The sequence below is a fragment of the Providencia sp. genome (genome assembly GCF_003533305.1).
In the GTDB taxonomy this organism is placed as follows: domain Bacteria; phylum Pseudomonadota; class Gammaproteobacteria; order Enterobacterales; family Enterobacteriaceae; genus Providencia.
On record NZ_DOEH01000018.1, the window covers coordinates 171,130 to 189,865 of the forward strand.

Here is an 18,736-nt window from a genome sequence, read left to right on the forward strand (position 1 = left end):
ATTGCCGTGACATTGTTCACGGCAATTTTCATTTTAAGGCGTTATTTAAGTATGGGGAGTATTTAAGCGTGGCTGTATTGCTCTCGCTCAGGGAGCCATCTCTCGATAATTTGTTGGGCATTGTCAGGGTAATGTTGTTGGATATGTCGAGCAATCCGTTGTACTTCTGGCAACATATATTGGTCACGAAGTAGGTCAGCAACTTTAAAATCTGCATTACCTGTTTGTCTGGTGCCGAGTAATTCACCAGGGCCTCGGATTTCAAGATCTTTTTGGGCAATGACAAAGCCATCATTACTATCACGTAAGACTTGTAAGCGTTGTTTGGCGGTATGTGTCATTGGTGTCTTATAGAGCAATACACAGTGCGAGGCGATAGCCCCACGTCCGACTCGGCCTCTTAATTGATGTAATTGTGCCAGCCCAAGGCGCTCAGGATTATCAATAATCATCAAACTTGCGTTAGGGACGTCAACCCCGACTTCAATAACGGTAGTTGCTACAAGCAGTTGAATTTCATTATTTTTAAAAGCAGCCATAACGCTTTGTTTTTCTGATGATTTCATTCTGCCATGAACTAATCCAACTTTTAGCTCGGGTAACGCTAAAGCCAGTTCTTCACTGGTAACTTGTGCTGCCTGCGCTTCTAATAACTCGGACTCATCAATTAGCGTACAGACCCAATAAGCTTGTCGCCCTTCGTCAATACAGGCTTGTCTGACGCGTTCAATAATATCGTTTCGTCTTGTATCTGGAATAGCGACAGTAGTGACCGGTGTTCGACCCGGAGGAAGTTCATCAATAACGGAGGTGTCTAAGTCTGCATAAGCCGTCATCGCTAACGTGCGTGGGATTGGCGTAGCGGTCATAATCAATTGATGTGGATGAAAGCCTTGTTGTTCACCCTTCTCTCGCAGAGCGAGGCGCTGATGTACTCCAAAGCGGTGTTGTTCATCAATAACAATCAATCCTAATGATTTAAATTTGATTTGTTCTTGAAATATGGCATGTGTACCGACCACCATCGCAACTTCGCCATTGGCAATGGCTTCTTGTTGCTGCTGGCGTGCTTTACCTTTTTGTTTACCAGCAAGCCAACCAACTTGGAGACCCATGGGTTCAAGCCATTGTTTGAAGGTATTGACGTGTTGTTCAGCGAGTATCTCGGTGGGGGCCATTAACGCAACTTGTTGACCATTTTCAATCGCACAAATGGCAGCTAGCGCTGCAACAAGGGTTTTTCCTGATCCAACATCCCCTTGAATTAATCGCATCATGGGGGAATCTTTCATTAAGTCCTGTTCAATTTCAGCGACAACCCGATTTTGGGCATTCGTTGGTGAAAATGGTAACTGTGCTAATAATTGGGATTTTAATTTTCCAGTTGGTGTTAATGATTTGGCATAAAGGCGTTCATTGCCTGCTCGGATCGCTAACATACTCAAATGGTGAGCTAACAATTCTTCGAGTATGAGCCGTTTTTGTGCAGGATGATGGCCTTTTTCAAGTTCACTTAACTCAACATCTGGCGGTGGGTTGTGTAGCAAACGAATCGCATCAGGTAAGCTGATTAAACCACGACTAAGTTCATCCGGTAGAAGTTCTTTAATATTTCCGCTTTCAAGCATCCCGAGTGCTTGATCCATTACTTTTCTCAGTGTTATTTGACGAACACCTTCAGTGGTGGGGTAAACTGGCGTCAAATTTTCCTGAAGGGTAATATTATCGGTATCTTGAGATACTTTATATTCGGGATGAATAATTTCAGGCCCTTGCATGCCTCGGCGGACTTCACCGTAGGCGGTCACGCTGCGCCCTTCAGCTAAATTATTTTTCATTGCAGCAGAAAAATTAAAGAAGCGTAACGTCAAATTTCCAGTTCCATCACTGATGAGACTAGTCATCATTTTTTTACGACCAAATAGTACTTTGGTTTGTAAAACTTCGCCTGTCACTGTTGCCGTCGTACCAGGAAGAAGATCGCGAATTTGATAAAGGCGGGTATGGTCTTCATAGCGAAGAGGAAAATGTAATAGCAGATCTTGAACAGTGTTCAAACCTATCTTACTCATTTTTTCTGACTGGCTGGCACCAACGCCATGTAAGGAGGTCAGTAAAATGGTATCAAGTAGCCCACTATTCATGGTTTCGTCCTTAATCTTATACTCGCAATGCTTCAAGTTACGGCGGAATTCAGTTTTTCCGAGTCATAGGTTTTGGGTAATTAATGAATCTTATTCTTTGTAGTTTGATTTTTTATTTCGTTGTTGCATTTGCGCCCACCATTCATCGTCGGCTTCAATTTGCCCTATATTATTAATGTAAGGGCGAGCAAGTCCTTTACGCTTAGAGACCTCAGCTAAGACAGGATAGCCACCTTCAAACAACCATTCTTGCTGTTCTTCTTCAGATAATAAACTATGTTCTCTTTCATACATTCCTGCGAGCTGACGTTGGCGCTGTGCTTCATATAAAATAAGTGCAGAGGCGACAGAAACATTAAGAGACTGCACCATCCCAGCCATTGGAATAATGATGTGTTGATCTGCGAGAGCTAAGGCTCTAGGCGAAATGCCTTTTTTTTCTTGTCCCATCATAATACAGGTTGGGCGGGTATAATCAATTTCACGAAAATCTACGGCGTGATCGGATAGATTAGTCGCTAAAACCTGCATATTCTGTGATTTTATTGAGAAAATCGCTTCTTCGGTAGATTGGTGAGAGATGACTTTTACCCAGCTATTACTACCAGCGGCGGAAGAGACAGATAGTTTGACGTGTTGATCAGGCCAAATCCCATGGATTTGATGTATACCTACAGCGTCTGCACTGCGAACAATGGCAGAAACGTTATGAGGCTTATGAATTTCTTCAAGGCAAATGGTTAGGTCGGGCTGCCGCATCGCCATCATTTGGCAAATGCGGCGATAGCGGCGTTCATTCATAGTTAATTAGAGTATCTTGTTAATTAATATATCGTTAGTTACGATTTCGACTGACTCGCAGAACATCAGGCATAATACGTATTTTGCGCATAACATTGGCCAATTGGACACGATTCTTCGTGGTCAGACGGATAAAGGCGCAATAGACACGGCCATCTTTTTCTTCGGTATTCATGCTTTGAATGCTTGAGTTCGCATCATTAATAGCTGCGGTCAAGTTAGCAAGTGCACCTTGATGGTTAATCATGTCGACTTTGATTTCTGCAATGAAATCTGTGTCAGTTTCGTTATCCCATTCTACCGCCATAAATTTATCGGGCTCTTTTTGGTAGCCTCTAATATTACGGCATGATTCATGGTGAATAACTAACCCTTTACCGGGGCTGATATGGGCGATGATTGGGTCCCCAGGAATAGGGCGACAACATTTTGCGAATGTAATCAAGACACCATCAGCACCTTTGATTGATAATTTACTACGACTTTCGACGATGATTTGGTCGTCAGGAGTGGTTTGCGGGTTGTTCTGTAAGTTACGCGCAACCACCACACTCATGGCATTACCTAAACCAATTTCAGCCAATAAATCATCGATAGAATGCAGTTTCATGCGAGCCAATTCAGCATCAATATTGGCTTGCGGTACATCACTTAATTTATTTCCAGCACCGAGTGCGTGGTTTAATAACCGACGACCTAAATTAACCGAGTCTTCTCGTTTTAAATTTTTCAGTAATTGACGTATTTTGGCGCGAGCTTTAGAACTGACCACAAAGTTGAGCCAAGCTGCATTCGGTCTTGCGCCCGGCGCGGTGATAATTTCAACCGTTTGACCACTCGTCAGCGATTGAGACAGTGGATAAGGTTGACGGTCAACGCGGGCACCAACACAGGCATGGCCAATATCGGTATGTACCGCATAGGCAAAGTCAACGGGTGTTGCGCCAGTGGGTAATTCGACAATACGACCTTCTGGTGTGAACACATAAATTTCATCAGGGAATAAGTCTGATTTCACACTCTCAATAAATTCAAAAGAGCTTCCTGCGCTTTGTTGGAGCTCAAGTAAGCTTTGCATCCAGCGTTGGGCTCTAACTTGTGCAGTTGTGCCTTGCTCGCCTTGTTCTTTATAAGCCCAGTGGGCAGCTACCCCCATTTCAGCCATTTGATCCATATCTTCAGTACGGATTTGAACTTCAACAGGTACGCCGTGTGGCCCAATTAATGAGGTATGCAAAGATTGATAGCCATTCGCTTTGGGTATTGCAATATAGTCTTTAATACGTCCTGGACGAGGTTTATACAGGCTGTGCATTTGGCCTAAAACGCGATAGCAAGTATCGACATCTTTAACAATCACTCTAAAGGCATAGATATCCATAATTGAATGGAATCGCTGCTCTTTTTGATGCATTTTACGATAAATAGAGTAAAGATGCTTTTCGCGCCCACTGACTCGGCACGGTACACCAGCCTCTGTTAATCGACCGTCAATTTCAGAGAGGATTTTTTGGATCATCTCTTTACGGTTACCACGAGCCGCTTTGACAACTTCTTTGATAACACGATAGCGGTTTGGATACAGAGCTTCAAAACCGAGCTCTTCTAACTCAGTTTTAATATGGTGTATACCTAGTCGGTGTGCTAGGGGGCTATAAATCTCTAATGTTTCACGCGCAATACGTCGACGCTTATCTGGCCTTAATGAGCCAAGCGTGCGCATATTGTGAGTGCGGTCTGCCAGTTTTATCAAAATAACCCGGATGTCTTTTACCATCGCCATGATCATTTTGCGGAAGTTTTCTGCTTGAGCTTCTTTTTTGTCGCGAAAATTTAATTTATCAAGTTTGGATACGCCTTCGACAAGACCGGCGACGGTAGTTCCAAACAATTGCTCTATATCCTGAAATGTCGCTGGAGTATCTTCAATCACATCATGAAGTAGCGCGGCCATTAATGTCTCATGATCCAAGCGCATTTCAGCTAAAATACAAGCAACAGCAACTGGGTGAGTAATATAAGGCTCACCACTTGAACGGGTTTGTCCTTCATGGGCATCCCGTGCAACGACATAGGCTTTTCTCAGTAATTCAATCTGCTCTTTAGGAAGATATTTTTGAATGACTAGATTAAGGCTTTCAAACAGATACAAGGCAGACCCACCTTAGTGATTAGCGACGACCTTCAGCGATAGCAGATACTGCCTGCATTTCAGCCGCTTCTTGCTCTTGCTGTTCTTGGCGCTCACGGACATCTAAAATATGACCGTTAATTAAACCTTCTTCTATTTCACGTAGCGCGATAACCGTATATTTATCATTTTCTTCAGGAACGAGAGCGTCTTTACCACCAGTTTGTAACTGACGAGCTCTACGTGCTGCGACCAATACGAGGTCAAAACGGTTACCAATTTTCTCTACTGCATCTTGAACAGTTACGCGTGCCATAAGTGTGCTACTCCAAAGAAATAAAAAATGACCTGATATGATACTGAAACTATTCTCAGTCTGCTAGTAATTTGCTGATTAAAGCATCATGTCTCTGAATTTGACGCTCTAATTTTAAACGCTCAGTACGTATAATTGATTGTAGATCGCTTAATGCCGTATTGAAATCATCATTAACAATGAGGTAATCATACTCATTATAATGTTCAATTTCACCAACAGCTTGCGACATACGTTTTTCAATGACTTCATCACTATCTTGGCCTCGGCCACGAAGTCGACGATAAAGCTCATCTTTTGACGGAGGGAGTATAAAAATACTACGCGCTGCGGGCATTTTATCCCGAATTTGTTGCGCTCCCTGCCAATCAATATCAAGAAAAACATCAACACCACTTTTGAGTACATCTTCAATGATAGGTTTAGATGTTCCATAGTAGTTTCCAAAAACACAAGCGTGTTCTAAAAACTCATTATTTTCGGCCATCTGTATGAAATCAGCTTCAGAAACAAAAAAGTAGTGCTCACCATGAACTTCTCCTGGGCGCGCTGCTCTTGTTGTATGAGAAACAGAAACTTGAGTGTCATACAATGGTTGCGTCTTCAACAGAGCCTGGATCAGACTTGATTTACCTGCACCGCTAGGGGCGGAAATTATATATAACGTGCCTTGTATCATGATGGTTTCTTGAATAATCGAGGGTTAAACATAAAAGATAGTGATAAACCTCACATAGTATACACGTACTTAACCTAACATGCAGCGTTATCAATAAATCATGGATAGCTGAAAATAAAATTTAATTCATAGCTGAATTGTGAACAGGTTCCAAAAATTAATTTTATTCCCATGAAATTAACATTTGTTTTGCGAAGCGTTTTGCAATTCGTTGTATTTATAGCGGATGGTAACGAAAAAGCACTTCATGATTAAGGCCGAGGATAAATTTTTAGGGCAATAAATGATAACAAGGAATAGTTATGGCTTGTGCCACAAGGAAACGTATTTTAATTGTAATTTATTATATAAGCGTATTAATAATCACATTCGGTAGTGGGATTAAATTGGCTCAAGCCTCAAAAGTTGAATCAAAAGAAATTAATAGTGATTGCCACACGCGAAATATGACTCTATTCGCTAAAGAAAATTATAAATTGGGTGAACAATTACAACAGTGGAATGAAGCGTATCGTTTAGCGGGGAATAGTCCGGTGAACGATGAAATTTATGATCAACTTTTTGATAAGTGGCAGCGTCGGCAACGTTGCCAAAATTTATCAGATGTTCTCTCTGAAGTGAATATCTCGCAACAATCTGATTTGATTAAGCATCCTATTCCTCATACTGGTTTAAAAAAGCTTAATGAAACTGAGATAAATACTTGGATAAGTTCTCGTAACGAGGTTTGGTTACAACCGAAAATTGACGGTGTTGCCGTTAGTTTAGTGTATGAAAGAGGGCGACTTGTTTCTGTTATTAGCCGAGGAAATGGTATTGAAGGGCTAAATTGGCGTGAGAAAGCGAATTTTATTCCAGCTATCCCGAAAAAAATTGCTACGCAGGAACCATTATTAGTCTTACAAGGAGAAATTTATTGGAAGCTGGCTAATCATGTACAAGAAAAGTATGGGGGAATGAATGCAAGAAACAAGATTGCAGGTTGGCTAATGCGAAAAATTTCACCTATTCAAATAGAAAATGATATCGATATATTTATATGGGCTTGGCCAGAAGGGCATCCAAAATATGAAATACAACTTGGGCGACTAACTGAATTAGGTTTTGCATCGGCGGAAAAATATAGCCATAAAATTGAGAACATAGCGCAAGTAAAACAATGGCGTGAGCATTACTATCGTAGCCAAATGCCTTTTGCAACAGATGGTATTGTATTAAAAAGCTTTCCCCCACCAAAAATTACTGCATGGCAGCCAAGTCAAAATAGTTGGGCGATCGCATGGAAATATCCATTGCAGAGTGTTGTTTCAGAAATTAAAGACTTGCAGTTTCGTGTCGGACGAACGGGACTTGTTAGTGTAGTTTCAATCATAGAACCTATCGAAATAGACAGTAAAATAGTGCGTAAAGTAAATGTGGGATCTCTAAATACATGGAAGAAGAAGGATTTATTGGTTGGCGATCAGGTGCAAGTTTCTTTAGCGGGTCATGGTGCACCTAAAATTGAGAATGTTGTTTGGCGTTTAAAAAAGCGTCAATATCCTGATACTACCAAACTTGAACAGTTTCATTTTTTAAGTTGTTTGAGGTATTCGCCTGATTGTTTTCAGCAGTTTACTGCAAGGTTAACGTGGCTTGGCAAGCAAATTAAAATTAAAGGGGTGAGTGAGGCAACTTGGCGGTTATGGGTTGAAAATTATGGCATCACGCAGCTTACAACTTGGTTATCTCCTCATTGGCAGCAACAGTTACCAAATACGAGAAAAACAACTCAATTTATCAATCAATTGCAAGTCGCCATGTCGCAACCATTAGGTCTATGGTTAAAAGGCTTTGGTATTCCATTGAAGCAACAACAAATTATGAAAATAAAAAGTTTAGATATGATTTTTAATTCTACTTTTTTAAAAGATATAAATGTATCTAAGAACCAAAAGAAAAAACTAAACCAGTGGTTAGGAGAGCCTGAGATACAAAAACTATTGCAGATACTGCAAGAAGTAAAACAAACAAGCCATTAATTATATAATGAATTAATGGCTTATAGTGATGGATTATGTATGTTTTTTTAGGTTTAATCTTGATTTTCGTAATTGAAAATAGGTAATCCTAAGCGGTAACGTATTGCGATTAACCTAGCACTCAAACCTGTTACTAATGTAATAATCACCACAATATCTTGTGGGAGAGGGGTATAAAGTAATCCAATATAAATCCATGCCGCAGCAAATGAAACACCAGCATAGACTTCTTTTTGGAAAACAAGCGGAATAGTATTACACAGCATATCTCTGAGTACGCCGCCAAATACACCCGTTATTACCGCCGCAATTGCTGCAATAATAGGGCTATAATTCATATCTAGTGCTATTTGAGCACCAAGAATAGAAAAAACAATTAAGCCAATTGCATCAAGGATAAGAAAGAGTCGTCGTAAATGCTTCATCATCGGCGCTATCCACATAGTGACGACAGCAGCGCCTGCTACAGTGAGGATATACTCAGGGTGTTTAACCCAACCCAAAGGATAGTGACCAAGAAGAATGTCACGTACAGAGCCACCGCCAATAGCGGTTGCTGAGGCGATAATAATGACACCGAAGACATCCATTTTGCGACGACCCGCGGCAAGAGCACCGGTCATGGCTTCTGCTGTAATACCTATTATATAGAGAACACTTAATAACATAATGGTTTTATTCAATACTAAAGTTATTGCTAAAGGGTAATATGCCTTGCGTAAATTCTCGACTGAGATTTTCTAGTATCTCGCATGACAGATTAGTTAAAGTAATCCGATAGTCTGTGTTAAATGATGTTAAAGGATAACAGATTGAATAGTCAATTACCTTATAAAGAAACACGTATAACCGATGATAAAAGAAGTCATCAACTTACTAACATTAATGTTTGGACGCCTGATAGTCAGTGGTTAGCGTATGATGTTCGCCCTAGTGGCAGTTCATTTACGGGGTTATCAATAGAAAAAATTCATGTGAAGACAAAGCAGCAAGTCGAAATTTATCGTGCAAAGTATGGTTCACATGTTGGCGTGGTGACGGTCAGTGCTGAAAACCCACCGCGATATGCATTTATTCATGGTCCTGAACACCCTAATGAGCACTGGCAATATGATTTTCATCATAGAAGGGGGGTATATGTTAATGATGGGGAGCTCAATGTGGCTCATGGTATTGATGCTATGTGTATCACGCCTCCCTATATTGTAGGCGCCCTGAGAGGGGGGACTCATGTACATGTGTTTAGCCCTGACGGAAAATGGTTGAGTTTTACCTATAATGACCATGTTATGCATGAGCTTGGCGTGCAGTATGACCAACGCAATGTCGCTGTGGCAGTGCCTGCGGGTAGGGTGAGTGTCGAGCCCAAACGACATGCAAGAGAATACAGCGGCGATTATTTTTGCAGTGTAGTGAGTGTCACAACACAGATGCCTAAACCAGATAGTAATGAAATTAGCCGAGCCTATGAAGAAGGGTGGATAGGGCAGCATGGCTATTTAAACGCTTCTGGGCAGTGGCAGGAAAGGGCTTTAGCGTTTATGGGTGATACCCATGCGAATAATGGTGATGTTATCCCTGAAATTTATATTGTTGACCTTCCTAATGATGCTGAAAATTTTAAAATAGCAGGAGATCAGCCAATTCAAGGAACTGAGTTTAGTTTGCCGTCGCCCCCTAAAAGTGTTTATCAAAGGCGGCTGACTTTTACACATAAAAGAAAATATCCAGGGTTAGCTAAACAGCCGAGGCATTGGCTTAGGTCATCACCAGATGGAAAGTTTATTGCTTGCTTAATGCTTGATGATAATGAAATCGTCCAGTTGTGGTTAGTTTGTACAATCACGGGTGAACTTTTTCAAATTACATATGGGGCATTATCCATACAATCGGCTTTTAATTGGGATAGTAGAGGTGAGTATATTTGTTTTGTTTATGATAATTGTGTTGTGCGTTGTCAGATCAGTACTGGTGAATTACAGGCGTTAACAGCGCGAACAGAGCTAGCACCTGTCGCTGATGCGATAGTATTTTCCCCTAATGACCGTTTAATTGCTTTTATGCGTGACGTGGATGGTTTTAGGCAATTATATATGGTTGAGACTGGGCTTGGGTAATTGGGGCATCATTTTATATTTGTAATTATTATGAATAGAGAGATGAATATGCTTCATTTTTCTATTCGTTATATTTTATCTCGAAAGATTTAATCAAATGACTATAAAATTTTTATAAATTATAAATAAATGCATTGAATGGGTTTATAACGACTAAAGTCGACTATAAACTAAGTGTATTGTTTTATTGAATTTATATCTTAAGAAAAGTAATTTTATTGAGTTAAATTTGATAATGAGTAGATGAAAGCCACCTATAAATGATGGTTATATACTGCGTGAATTATATGAAACATCAATTATTAAAATTTTATTTATTAGTATTAATTAAAACTCAATACAAAATAGTGTATGAAAATATATGAATGAGCTAGATTATATATTTTAGTTATTGTTCTGTAATATTCGTTGTGACATGTTCATGACTTTTTTCTTTTTTATCAAGCTCTTCAATCCGTTTTTTGGGTGAGTCAGCGCTTGAGTTGTTATCTGATTTTGCATAATCGAGGGGAATTAAAAGCGTATCCATGACCATTGAAAATGGTAAATCGATAGCTAGCAACGGTTTAACAACCCAGCCGGTTTCTTCATCTTTAATCATTTTAATACTGTTTTTAGAGCCAGGATAATAACCTTCTGTTGGTCCCGCATGTGTCATAATGCTTGAGCATCCACATAATATAAATGGAGTCATAAGAGCGAATAATTTTACAAAAATTAAATTCGGCATATCATTTTTCAGCCTGTATTTAGATTATGATTTCTAACAGTTGTTTATCATAACGAAAAACAAAAAATTCACAATCACAGTGTTGTACTATTATTTGAACATAGAATATTGCTAATTGTTCATTTGCTGTATTAAATCCAGATAGTTGTGAATAAAGTTAATGAATAGAGGTTAATTAGGTCGTTATTTGTTATCAATCAGAAAGTTCGACAGTATTAACTCATTAATTAGTCTTGAACTGTGCTCTATTGCACATATTACTCTATTCCTATTTGGCATAATCGATTCAGTTGTATGTTTTGTCATCGATTTTATTTTTGTTTTTTGGGTAACTTGTCGTCAAAAGGATAGCGGTCTATGAGTGAATTGGCTCTTACTGTGAGTTTGTTGGCGTTGGCTGCCGCACTGGGTTTATGGATTGGTAACTGGAAGATCCGTAATGTCGGACTGGGGATTGGAGGCGTTTTATTTGGCGGGATCATTGTTGGCCACTTCTCTCAAAGTTATGGTTTGCAGCTTAATAAAGATATGCTGCATTTTATTCAAGAATTTGGCCTGATACTATTTGTTTACACTATTGGTATTCAGGTTGGCCCCGGTTTTTTCTCGTCTCTACGCGTATCTGGCTTAAAGCTTAATGGTTTTGCGTTGATGATTGTCGTGTTAGGCGCTGTTGTTACTGCGATTATCTATAAAATTTCAAATATTCCACTTCCGATTATTTTAGGTATTTTCTCTGGAGCTGTAACTAATACGCCATCTTTAGGTGCTGGTCAGCAAATTTTAACTGATTTAGGTTCTGATCCTAACCTCGTAGGCCAAATGGGGATGGGCTATGCCATGGCTTATCCGATGGGTATCTGTGGGATTCTACTGGTGATGTGGCTTGTCCGTGTTATTTTTAGGATTGCAGTCGATAAGGAAGCCTCGACATTTAACAGTGCTAATTTTCAGCAGCGGGATACGTTGCAAACAATGAATATTGCTGTTCGAAATGCAAATTTAGACGGATTGATGATGCAGGACATTCCTCTATTAGGTAGTGAGGAAATTGTTTGTTCAAGATTAAAACGTGGTGAGACATTGATGGTGCCACAGCCTACTTCTGAAATTCATTTAGGTGATTTACTCCATGTTGTTGGGCAAAAAGAAGATTTGAATAAAGTACGTTTGATCTTAGGTGAAGAAGTTGATGCATCATTATCGACCTCTAGCCCTGTGCTGCATTCGGTACGCGTTGTTGTGACTAATGATAAGGTCTTAAGTAAGCGGTTAAAGGATCTTAATCTTAAACAAAAATATGATGTGGTTGTCACTCGCTTAAATCGTACAGGTATTGATCTAGTTGCAAATAATAATTCTATTTTGCAATTTGGGGACATTCTCAATATTGTCGGTCGTCCTGAATCTATCGAAGCGGTTACAGCTTTGCTTGGAAACGCAAAACAAAAACTACAACAAGTCCAAATGTTGCCAGTTTTTATTGGTATTGGGTTGGGGGTTGTTTTAGGATCAATTCCAGTATTTGTACCCGGTTTCCCCGCAGCGTTAAAGCTTGGGCTTGCAGGAGGTCCGCTTGTTATTGCGCTGATCTTAGGACGTATTGGTACTATTGGACGACTTTATTGGTTTATGCCACCAAGTGCTAACCTTGCTTTGAGAGAGCTCGGTATTGTGATGTTCCTTGCTGTGGTTGGATTAAACTCTGGTGGTGATTTTATTGATACCTTAATAAAAGGTGATGGGTTAACTTGGATTGGCTATGGTTTGCTTATCACATTTATTCCGTTGTTTATTACGGGTGTTGTGGCACGAGTGTTTGGCAAAATGAATTACTTGAGCTTATGTGGTGTACTCGCGGGTTCAATGACAGACCCTCCTGCTCTTGCATTCGCTAATAATATACATCCAACAAGTGGTGCCCCTGCATTGTCTTATGCAACCGTTTATCCTCTAGCGATGTTCTTGCGAATAATCTCCCCTCAATTGCTTGCCATATTATTTTGGACCATATGATAATCTAGAAATAAAAATAAAAGCTCTCTGTTAAAAACAGGGAGCTTATTGTTTTATATAATTTTTTTTTTTGGTTTTGCTAACTTATATTATTTCAATAATTTAAAATTTTTCGTATTTAAAACATAAATATTGAAAATATATGTGCTTCTGTATTCAATTTCATCAGTGTTATTCGAATAGTATTAGGACATATAGCGCTAAAAAGCACGCTTGTTCAAGCAATGACGATATGAAAATAGTGTTTTAATAGACCTGAATGATATTCGTATTGAAAGAAACATTTGATTTCAATTACGGAGTTCTCGCTAATTTTTGCCCTTTCTTTATGAAAGGGCTTTTTTTGTTTGTTATTCAGGTATTTTGTTTAGAACCTATTGTTTAAGGCCTATTACTTAGTCGCCATTATTTAAAATTTATTACTTAATAGCGATAATAAATAATGACATTCAAAACAGCAAGTTAGCAGGGAACTGTTTGATATGCCTTTTCAAGTTCTTCTGCCAGTATTTTAATGCCCTGCTCAATTTTTTCGGGTTCAGGTACATAATTCATGCGCATACATTGGTGTGCATGTGGCCAATCTTCTTCGATTCCAGGGAAAAAATAATGCCCTGGTACCATCAAAACGCCACGTTTTTTCAAGCGCTGATAAAGTTCTAGGCAACTAATTGGCAAATCTTTAAACCATAACCACAAGAAGATAGCGCCTTCAGGTTTGTGAATAAGGCATTTATCTTCAGGTATATAACGACGAATAATTTGAATTGCTTCTTCAACGCGTTGTTTATAAAACGGTCCAATTACATTTTTGGAGAGCGCAAATAAGTCATCTCGCTTAAGCATTTCAAGTGCTAATGCAGGGCCGATACCACCGGGTGCGAGGCTGATAATTCCATTTATATTACTCACCGCTTCAATAATTTCTTCGTTAGCAATAATTATTCCGCAACGAGTGCCGGGTAGGCCAAGCTTCGATAAGCTCATGCATAGAATAACGTTTTCATTCCAAAAGGGTGTCGCATCGCTAAAAATAATACCAGGGAAAGGGACACCGTAAGCATTATCAAGCAGTAAAGGAATATTGTGCTGTTTAGCGAGTTGATCTAAGTGTTCAACCTCTTCATCTGTGATGACATTACCTGTTGGATTCGTTGGGCGAGAGACGCAAATAACGCCAATATCATCAGTAACTTCTAATGTATTAAAATCGACGCGATATTTAAATTGGCCATTAGGTAAAAATTCAATTTGCGGCTTGTTAGCGACAAAAAGGTCGCCATCTAGCCCTGAGTCAGCGTAGCCAACATATTCAGGGGCTAGAGGAAATAGAACTTTACGGGTGATACCATCTTCAAAGCGACCAGCAAGCAAGTTAAATAGATAGAAAAACGCACTTTGGCTACCGTTGGTTAGTGCGATATTTTTCGCACTGATATTCCAGCCTAGTTTTGCGTTTAGAGTTGCCGCTAGCGCTTTCAACATGGCATCTTTGCCCTGTGGACCATCATAGTTACATAGAGTGTCTGTTAATTGACCATTTTCACACATCTCAGCTAACAAAGTTTGGAAGTATTTATCCATTTCAGGAATGTGAGCAGGATTACCACCACCAAGCATAATAGCGCCAGGAGTTCTTATGCCTTCATTCAAGTCTTTCATCAACAGTGAAATCCCTGAATTTTTAGCGAATTTATTACCAAATTTAGAAAATATCATTTCATTTATTCACATATGTTTATTAGATTGTTAATGGAATTTTAAACATACCCTGCCGGGCACCAGAGTTCAATAGCTCATTTATGTGCCTATATGAAACAAATGACCAATTAATCTTTATGAATTGGTTTTTTGGATTGATATTTTAATTAATAGTAGAGTGTTTCTCTTATTATGAGTATTGGTTCATCCATAAATACTGATTTATTTAAATTGACAACAATTAACCAAATGGTCATTTATCAGACCAGTTGCCTGCATAAATGCGTAACAAGTGATTGATCCTACAAATTTGAAACCCCGTTTTTTGAGTGCTTTAGATAAGTCTTTAGAAAGATCTGTTTCAGCCGGAATTTGAGAAGATTCTGTCCAATTGTTAATGATGGGTTGATGATTAACGAAACTCCAGATAAAAGTTGCGAAGTCTTCACCATTTTCAGCCATGTTTAGATAAGCTTTAGCATTTGCGATGATTGCATTAATTTTTGGTCTGTGTCGAATGATCCGTGGGTCTTGCATCAGGCGTTCAACATCGGCTTCATCCATAGTTGAAATACGTTCAGGATCAAAGTGATAAAATAGCTCACGATAGCCTTGGCGTTTTTTTAAAATTGTGTACCAAGATAACCCCGCTTGTTGGCCTTCTAAGCAGATCATTTCAAATAAATGTTGGTTATCTCTATTGGGCTTTCCCCATTCTTTATCATGATAGGCGATATAATCAGGGTCTTGGTTTACCCATTGGCAGCGAGTGAGTGACGTATCCATTTTTCATCCTTTTTTTTATCTGATATGTTTGCTTCAATATTTAGAATATTTATACTGTATAAATAACCAGTTTAAAAGAGAGAATAGAATTTTTTTTTATTTTTAGAATAAATACAGACAGATTGGGTGCTGTATATCTAGCGGTCAAAGGGTATACTGGCGTACTTCCTATAATTTAACGTATCGCGTGCGGATCTAACATGCAAAAGTTTGATACCAAAACCTTCCAAGGTCTTATCCTGACATTACAGGACTATTGGGCGCGTCAAGGCTGTACCATTGTTCAACCACTGGACATGGAAGTCGGCGCAGGCACTTCTCACCCAATGACATGTTTACGTGCACTAGGCCCTGAGCCTATTGCTGCGGCTTATGTTCAGCCTTCTCGCCGACCTACTGATGGTCGCTACGGTGAAAATCCAAATCGCCTACAGCATTATTATCAATTTCAGGTGATCATCAAGCCATCTCCAGACAACATCCAAGAGCTCTATCTTGGTTCCTTAAAAGAGCTCGGTGTTGACCCAACCGTACATGATATCCGTTTTGTTGAGGATAACTGGGAAAATCCAACGCTAGGTGCTTGGGGATTGGGTTGGGAAGTGTGGCTAAATGGTATGGAAGTCACTCAATTTACGTATTTCCAACAGGTCGGTGGCCTTGAATGTAAGCCTGTCACGGGCGAAATCACTTATGGTCTTGAGCGTTTGGCGATGTATATCCAAGGCGTTGACAGTGTATATGACCTTGTTTGGTGCGATGGCCCATTGGGTAAAACAACGTATGGTGATATCTATCATCAAAACGAAGTTGAGCAATCCACCTATAACTTTGAATATGCTAATGTAGATTTCTTATTTACATGTTTTGATGAGTATGAAAAAGAAGCGCAATATCTGCTGGCCTTGGAGCCGCCTTTGCCACTTCCTGCCTATGAACGCATATTGAAAGCCGCTCATACTTTTAACTTACTGGATGCCCGTAAGGCTATTTCAGTCACAGAACGCCAGCGCTATATTTTACGCATTCGTACCCTCACAAAAGGGGTTGCTGAAGCTTATTATGCTTCTCGCGAAGCGCTTGGATTCCCTATGTGTCATAAGAATTAAGAGGCTGTCATGACTCAACAGACTTTCCTTGTGGAAATCGGCACAGAAGAGTTACCGCCGAAGGCTCTTCGTTCATTAGCCGAATCATTTGCCGTAAATTTTACATCTGAACTTGATAGCGCTGATATTGCCCATGGTTCAGTCAGCTGGTTTGCCGCTCCTCGCCGTTTAGCATTAAAAGTGGCTGATTTAGCATCTTCTCAACCGGATCGCGAAGTTGAAAAACGCGGACCTGCAATTTCGCAGGCTTTTGGGGCTGATGGTCAACCGACTAAAGCTGCTGAAGGCTGGGCGCGTGGTTGTGGAATTACGGTTGATCAAGCAGAACGTTTGACGACAGATAAAGGCGAATGGTTACTTTATCGTGCTCAAATGAAAGGCCAATCAGTCAGTGAATTATTGATTGATATGGTGAGCCGCTCTCTTGCGAAGCTGCCTATTCCAAAATTAATGCGTTGGGGAGATAAAGAAACCCAATTCGTGCGCCCTGTTCATACGGTCACGTTGCTTCTTGGTAGTGATGTCGTTGAAGGCGAAATTCTTGGTATTAAGAGCGGCCGTACAATCCGCGGTCACCGTTTTATGGGTGAAGCTGAATTTACTATTGATAACGCTGAGCAATACCCAACGATACTGCGTGAGCGCGGTAAAGTCATTGCTGACTATGAAGAACGTAAAGCAATTATTAAAGCAGGTGCCGAAAAAGCGGCTGCAGCATTAGGTGGTAAAGCAGATTTAACAAGTAGTCTGCTTGAAGAAGTGGCTTCATTAGTTGAATGGCCTGTTGTATTAACCGCTAAATTTGAAGAGAAATTTTTAGAAGTTCCTTCAGAAGCCTTAGTTTATACAATGAAAGGCGATCAGAAATATTTCCCTGTTTATGATAATGCAGGCAAATTAATGCCTAACTTTATCTTTGTGACTAATATTGAATCTTCTGATCCTCAGCAAATTATTTCGGGGAATGAAAAAGTTGTGCGTCCGCGTTTAGCAGATGCTGAGTTTTTCTTTAAGTCCGATCGTAAACACCGCTTAGAAGATAATTTACCGCGCTTAGAAACTGTTTTATTCCAAAAACAACTAGGTACGCTGCGTGATAAAACTAATCGTTTAGAAGCATTAGCAGGCTGGATTGCAGGCAAAATAGGTGCAGATGTTAATCATGCTACTCGTGCGGGTTTATTAGCTAAATGTGACTTGATGACTAATATGGTTTTTGAGTTTACTGATACTCAAGGTGTTATGGGGATGCATTATGCGCGCCATGACGGTGAGTCAGAAGATGTTGCATTAGCGCTAAAAGAACAATACCAACCGCGTTTTGCTGGTGATGAACTGCCTTCTACTGATGTATCTGCGGCTCTTGCGCTCGCTGAAAAAATGGATACGCTTGCCGGTATTTTCGGTATTGGTCAGCACCCTAAAGGGGATAAAGACCCGTTTGCTTTGCGTCGAGCTGCACTGGGTGTTCTGCGTATTATCGTTGAAAAAGATTATCAGCTTGATCTTGTTGAAATGACACAAGAAGCTGCTCGTCTGTATGGCGATAAGCTAACCAATGAAAATGTAGTCAACGATGTTGTTGAGTTTATGCTTGGTCGTTTCCGATCTTGGTACCAAGAGCTTGGCTTTAGTATCGATACTATTCAAGCGGTATTGGCTCGCCGTCCAACACAACCAGCCGATTTTGATGCTCGAGTTAAGGCTGTGTCTCACTTCCGTTCTTTAGATGAAGCACAAGCATTAGCGGCCGCTAACAAGCGTGTATCTAATATTCTTAGCAAGTCTGATGAAAAATTAGGTGATAGCGTTTTAGCATCTGTTCTTAAAATGCCAGAAGAAGTTAAGCTTGCGACTCATGTAGTGGTATTACAAGAAAAACTAGCTCCAATGTTTGCTGATAGAAATTATCAAGAAGCATTGTCTGAGTTGGCTTCTTTACGTGATGTTGTTGATGAGTTTTTTGCAAGTGTGATGGTTATGGATGAGGATCAAGCGGTACGTATTAACCGCTTAACATTGCTGAGCCAACTGCGAGAACTATTCTTAAAAGTTGCGGACATCTCTTTATTGCAATAATTAACTATTTGATTCTTTTTTAAGTGCAAATAGGATTATTTAAAATAAGCGCTAAACAATTGTTAGCGCTTATTTTTTTGCCAAAATAGACGAATTTGCTAAGAAA

14 protein-coding genes are annotated in these 18,736 nt (G+C 39.8%); 5 read left to right on the top strand and 9 right to left on the bottom strand.

Annotated elements, in window-relative coordinates; genetic code table 11:
- Window positions 1-62: 62 nt before the first annotated feature.
- From recG to gmk, 5 genes are all read right to left on the bottom strand, one after another.
- Entirely contained in the window at window positions 63-2,144 is a 2,082-nt protein-coding gene (recG, locus tag DD649_RS11425; protein ID WP_294107137.1) for an ATP-dependent DNA helicase RecG, read from the bottom strand.
- A 90-nt stretch (window positions 2,145-2,234) separates the two neighbouring features.
- Window positions 2,235-2,945: a tRNA (guanosine(18)-2'-O)-methyltransferase TrmH gene (gene trmH, locus DD649_RS11430; RefSeq protein ID WP_294107138.1), complete on the bottom strand. Its 711-nt coding sequence runs from the start codon at window positions 2,943-2,945 to the stop codon at window positions 2,235-2,237.
- Window positions 2,946-2,979: 34 nt separating this feature from the next.
- Window positions 2,980-5,097, bottom strand: coding sequence for a bifunctional GTP diphosphokinase/guanosine-3',5'-bis pyrophosphate 3'-pyrophosphohydrolase (gene spoT, locus DD649_RS11435; RefSeq protein ID WP_294107139.1), 2,118 nt, complete (start codon window positions 5,095-5,097; stop codon window positions 2,980-2,982).
- A 19-nt stretch (window positions 5,098-5,116) separates the two neighbouring features.
- Window positions 5,117-5,392 (bottom strand): DNA-directed RNA polymerase subunit omega, encoded by a 276-nt coding sequence (rpoZ, locus tag DD649_RS11440; RefSeq protein ID WP_294107140.1) that lies wholly within the window; start codon window positions 5,390-5,392, stop codon window positions 5,117-5,119.
- 55 nt (window positions 5,393-5,447) lie between these two features.
- Window positions 5,448-6,071 (bottom strand): guanylate kinase, encoded by a 624-nt coding sequence (gmk, locus tag DD649_RS11445; protein ID WP_336430733.1) that lies wholly within the window; start codon window positions 6,069-6,071, stop codon window positions 5,448-5,450.
- Window positions 6,072-6,457: 386 nt separating this feature from the next.
- Between gmk and ligB the strand changes: the two genes are divergently transcribed.
- Window positions 6,458-8,092, top strand: coding sequence for an NAD-dependent DNA ligase LigB (ligB, locus tag DD649_RS11450; protein WP_294107142.1), 1,635 nt, complete (start codon window positions 6,458-6,460; stop codon window positions 8,090-8,092).
- A gap of 53 nt (window positions 8,093-8,145) precedes the next feature.
- On the opposite strand, the gene DD649_RS11455 is transcribed toward ligB, so the two are convergent.
- The gene (locus DD649_RS11455; protein ID WP_294107143.1) at window positions 8,146-8,760 is read right to left on the bottom strand and encodes a trimeric intracellular cation channel family protein; all 615 of its coding nucleotides are present in this window, start codon (window positions 8,758-8,760) and stop codon (window positions 8,146-8,148) included.
- Between the two features lie 123 nt (window positions 8,761-8,883).
- Here DD649_RS11455 and DD649_RS11460 point away from each other — a divergent pair, with 123 nt between their 5' ends.
- On the top strand, window positions 8,884-10,209 hold the full coding sequence (locus tag DD649_RS11460; RefSeq protein WP_294107144.1) for a DUF3748 domain-containing protein: 1,326 nt from the start codon (window positions 8,884-8,886) through the stop codon (window positions 10,207-10,209).
- A 388-nt stretch (window positions 10,210-10,597) separates the two neighbouring features.
- Here the strand turns inward: DD649_RS11460 and DD649_RS11465 are convergent, their stop codons facing one another.
- Entirely contained in the window at window positions 10,598-10,939 is a 342-nt protein-coding gene (locus DD649_RS11465; RefSeq protein WP_294107145.1) for a YceK/YidQ family lipoprotein, read from the bottom strand.
- Between the two features lie 357 nt (window positions 10,940-11,296).
- Between DD649_RS11465 and DD649_RS11470 the strand changes: the two genes are divergently transcribed.
- Entirely contained in the window at window positions 11,297-12,955 is a 1,659-nt protein-coding gene (locus tag DD649_RS11470) for a putative transporter (RefSeq protein WP_336430737.1), read from the top strand.
- Window positions 12,956-13,417: 462 nt separating this feature from the next.
- On the opposite strand, the gene DD649_RS11475 is transcribed toward DD649_RS11470, so the two are convergent.
- Window positions 13,418-14,674: a valine--pyruvate transaminase gene (locus DD649_RS11475; protein ID WP_294107147.1), complete on the bottom strand. Its 1,257-nt coding sequence runs from the start codon at window positions 14,672-14,674 to the stop codon at window positions 13,418-13,420.
- A gap of 204 nt (window positions 14,675-14,878) precedes the next feature.
- Window positions 14,879-15,442 (bottom strand): DNA-3-methyladenine glycosylase I, encoded by a 564-nt coding sequence (locus DD649_RS11480; protein ID WP_294107148.1) that lies wholly within the window; start codon window positions 15,440-15,442, stop codon window positions 14,879-14,881.
- A 200-nt stretch (window positions 15,443-15,642) separates the two neighbouring features.
- On the opposite strand from DD649_RS11480, the gene glyQ reads away from it, so the two are divergent.
- Window positions 15,643-16,551 (top strand): glycine--tRNA ligase subunit alpha, encoded by a 909-nt coding sequence (gene glyQ, locus DD649_RS11485; protein ID WP_294107149.1) that lies wholly within the window; start codon window positions 15,643-15,645, stop codon window positions 16,549-16,551.
- A 9-nt stretch (window positions 16,552-16,560) separates the two neighbouring features.
- The gene (gene glyS, locus DD649_RS11490) at window positions 16,561-18,630 is read left to right on the top strand and encodes a glycine--tRNA ligase subunit beta (RefSeq protein WP_294107150.1); all 2,070 of its coding nucleotides are present in this window, start codon (window positions 16,561-16,563) and stop codon (window positions 18,628-18,630) included.
- Window positions 18,631-18,736: the final 106 nt, after the last annotated feature.

Coding starts and splice junctions, on each gene's coding strand:
- DD649_RS11470 (WP_336430737.1), top strand. CDS start 11,297: ATGAGTGAATTGGCTCTTACTGTGAGTTTGTTGGCGTTGGCTGCCGCA.
- DD649_RS11480 (WP_294107148.1), bottom strand. CDS start 15,442: ATGGATACGTCACTCACTCGCTGCCAATGGGTAAACCAAGACCCTGAT.
- recG (WP_294107137.1), bottom strand. CDS start 2,144: ATGAATAGTGGGCTACTTGATACCATTTTACTGACCTCCTTACATGGC.
- DD649_RS11460 (WP_294107144.1), top strand. CDS start 8,884: ATGATGTTAAAGGATAACAGATTGAATAGTCAATTACCTTATAAAGAA.
- glyS (WP_294107150.1), top strand. CDS start 16,561: ATGACTCAACAGACTTTCCTTGTGGAAATCGGCACAGAAGAGTTACCG.
- trmH (WP_294107138.1), bottom strand. CDS start 2,945: ATGAATGAACGCCGCTATCGCCGCATTTGCCAAATGATGGCGATGCGG.
- DD649_RS11465 (WP_294107145.1), bottom strand. CDS start 10,939: ATGCCGAATTTAATTTTTGTAAAATTATTCGCTCTTATGACTCCATTT.
- DD649_RS11455 (WP_294107143.1), bottom strand. CDS start 8,760: ATGTTATTAAGTGTTCTCTATATAATAGGTATTACAGCAGAAGCCATG.
- glyQ (WP_294107149.1), top strand. CDS start 15,643: ATGCAAAAGTTTGATACCAAAACCTTCCAAGGTCTTATCCTGACATTA.
- gmk (WP_336430733.1), bottom strand. CDS start 6,071: ATGATACAAGGCACGTTATATATAATTTCCGCCCCTAGCGGTGCAGGT.
- DD649_RS11475 (WP_294107147.1), bottom strand. CDS start 14,674: ATGATATTTTCTAAATTTGGTAATAAATTCGCTAAAAATTCAGGGATT.
- rpoZ (WP_294107140.1), bottom strand. CDS start 5,392: ATGGCACGCGTAACTGTTCAAGATGCAGTAGAGAAAATTGGTAACCGT.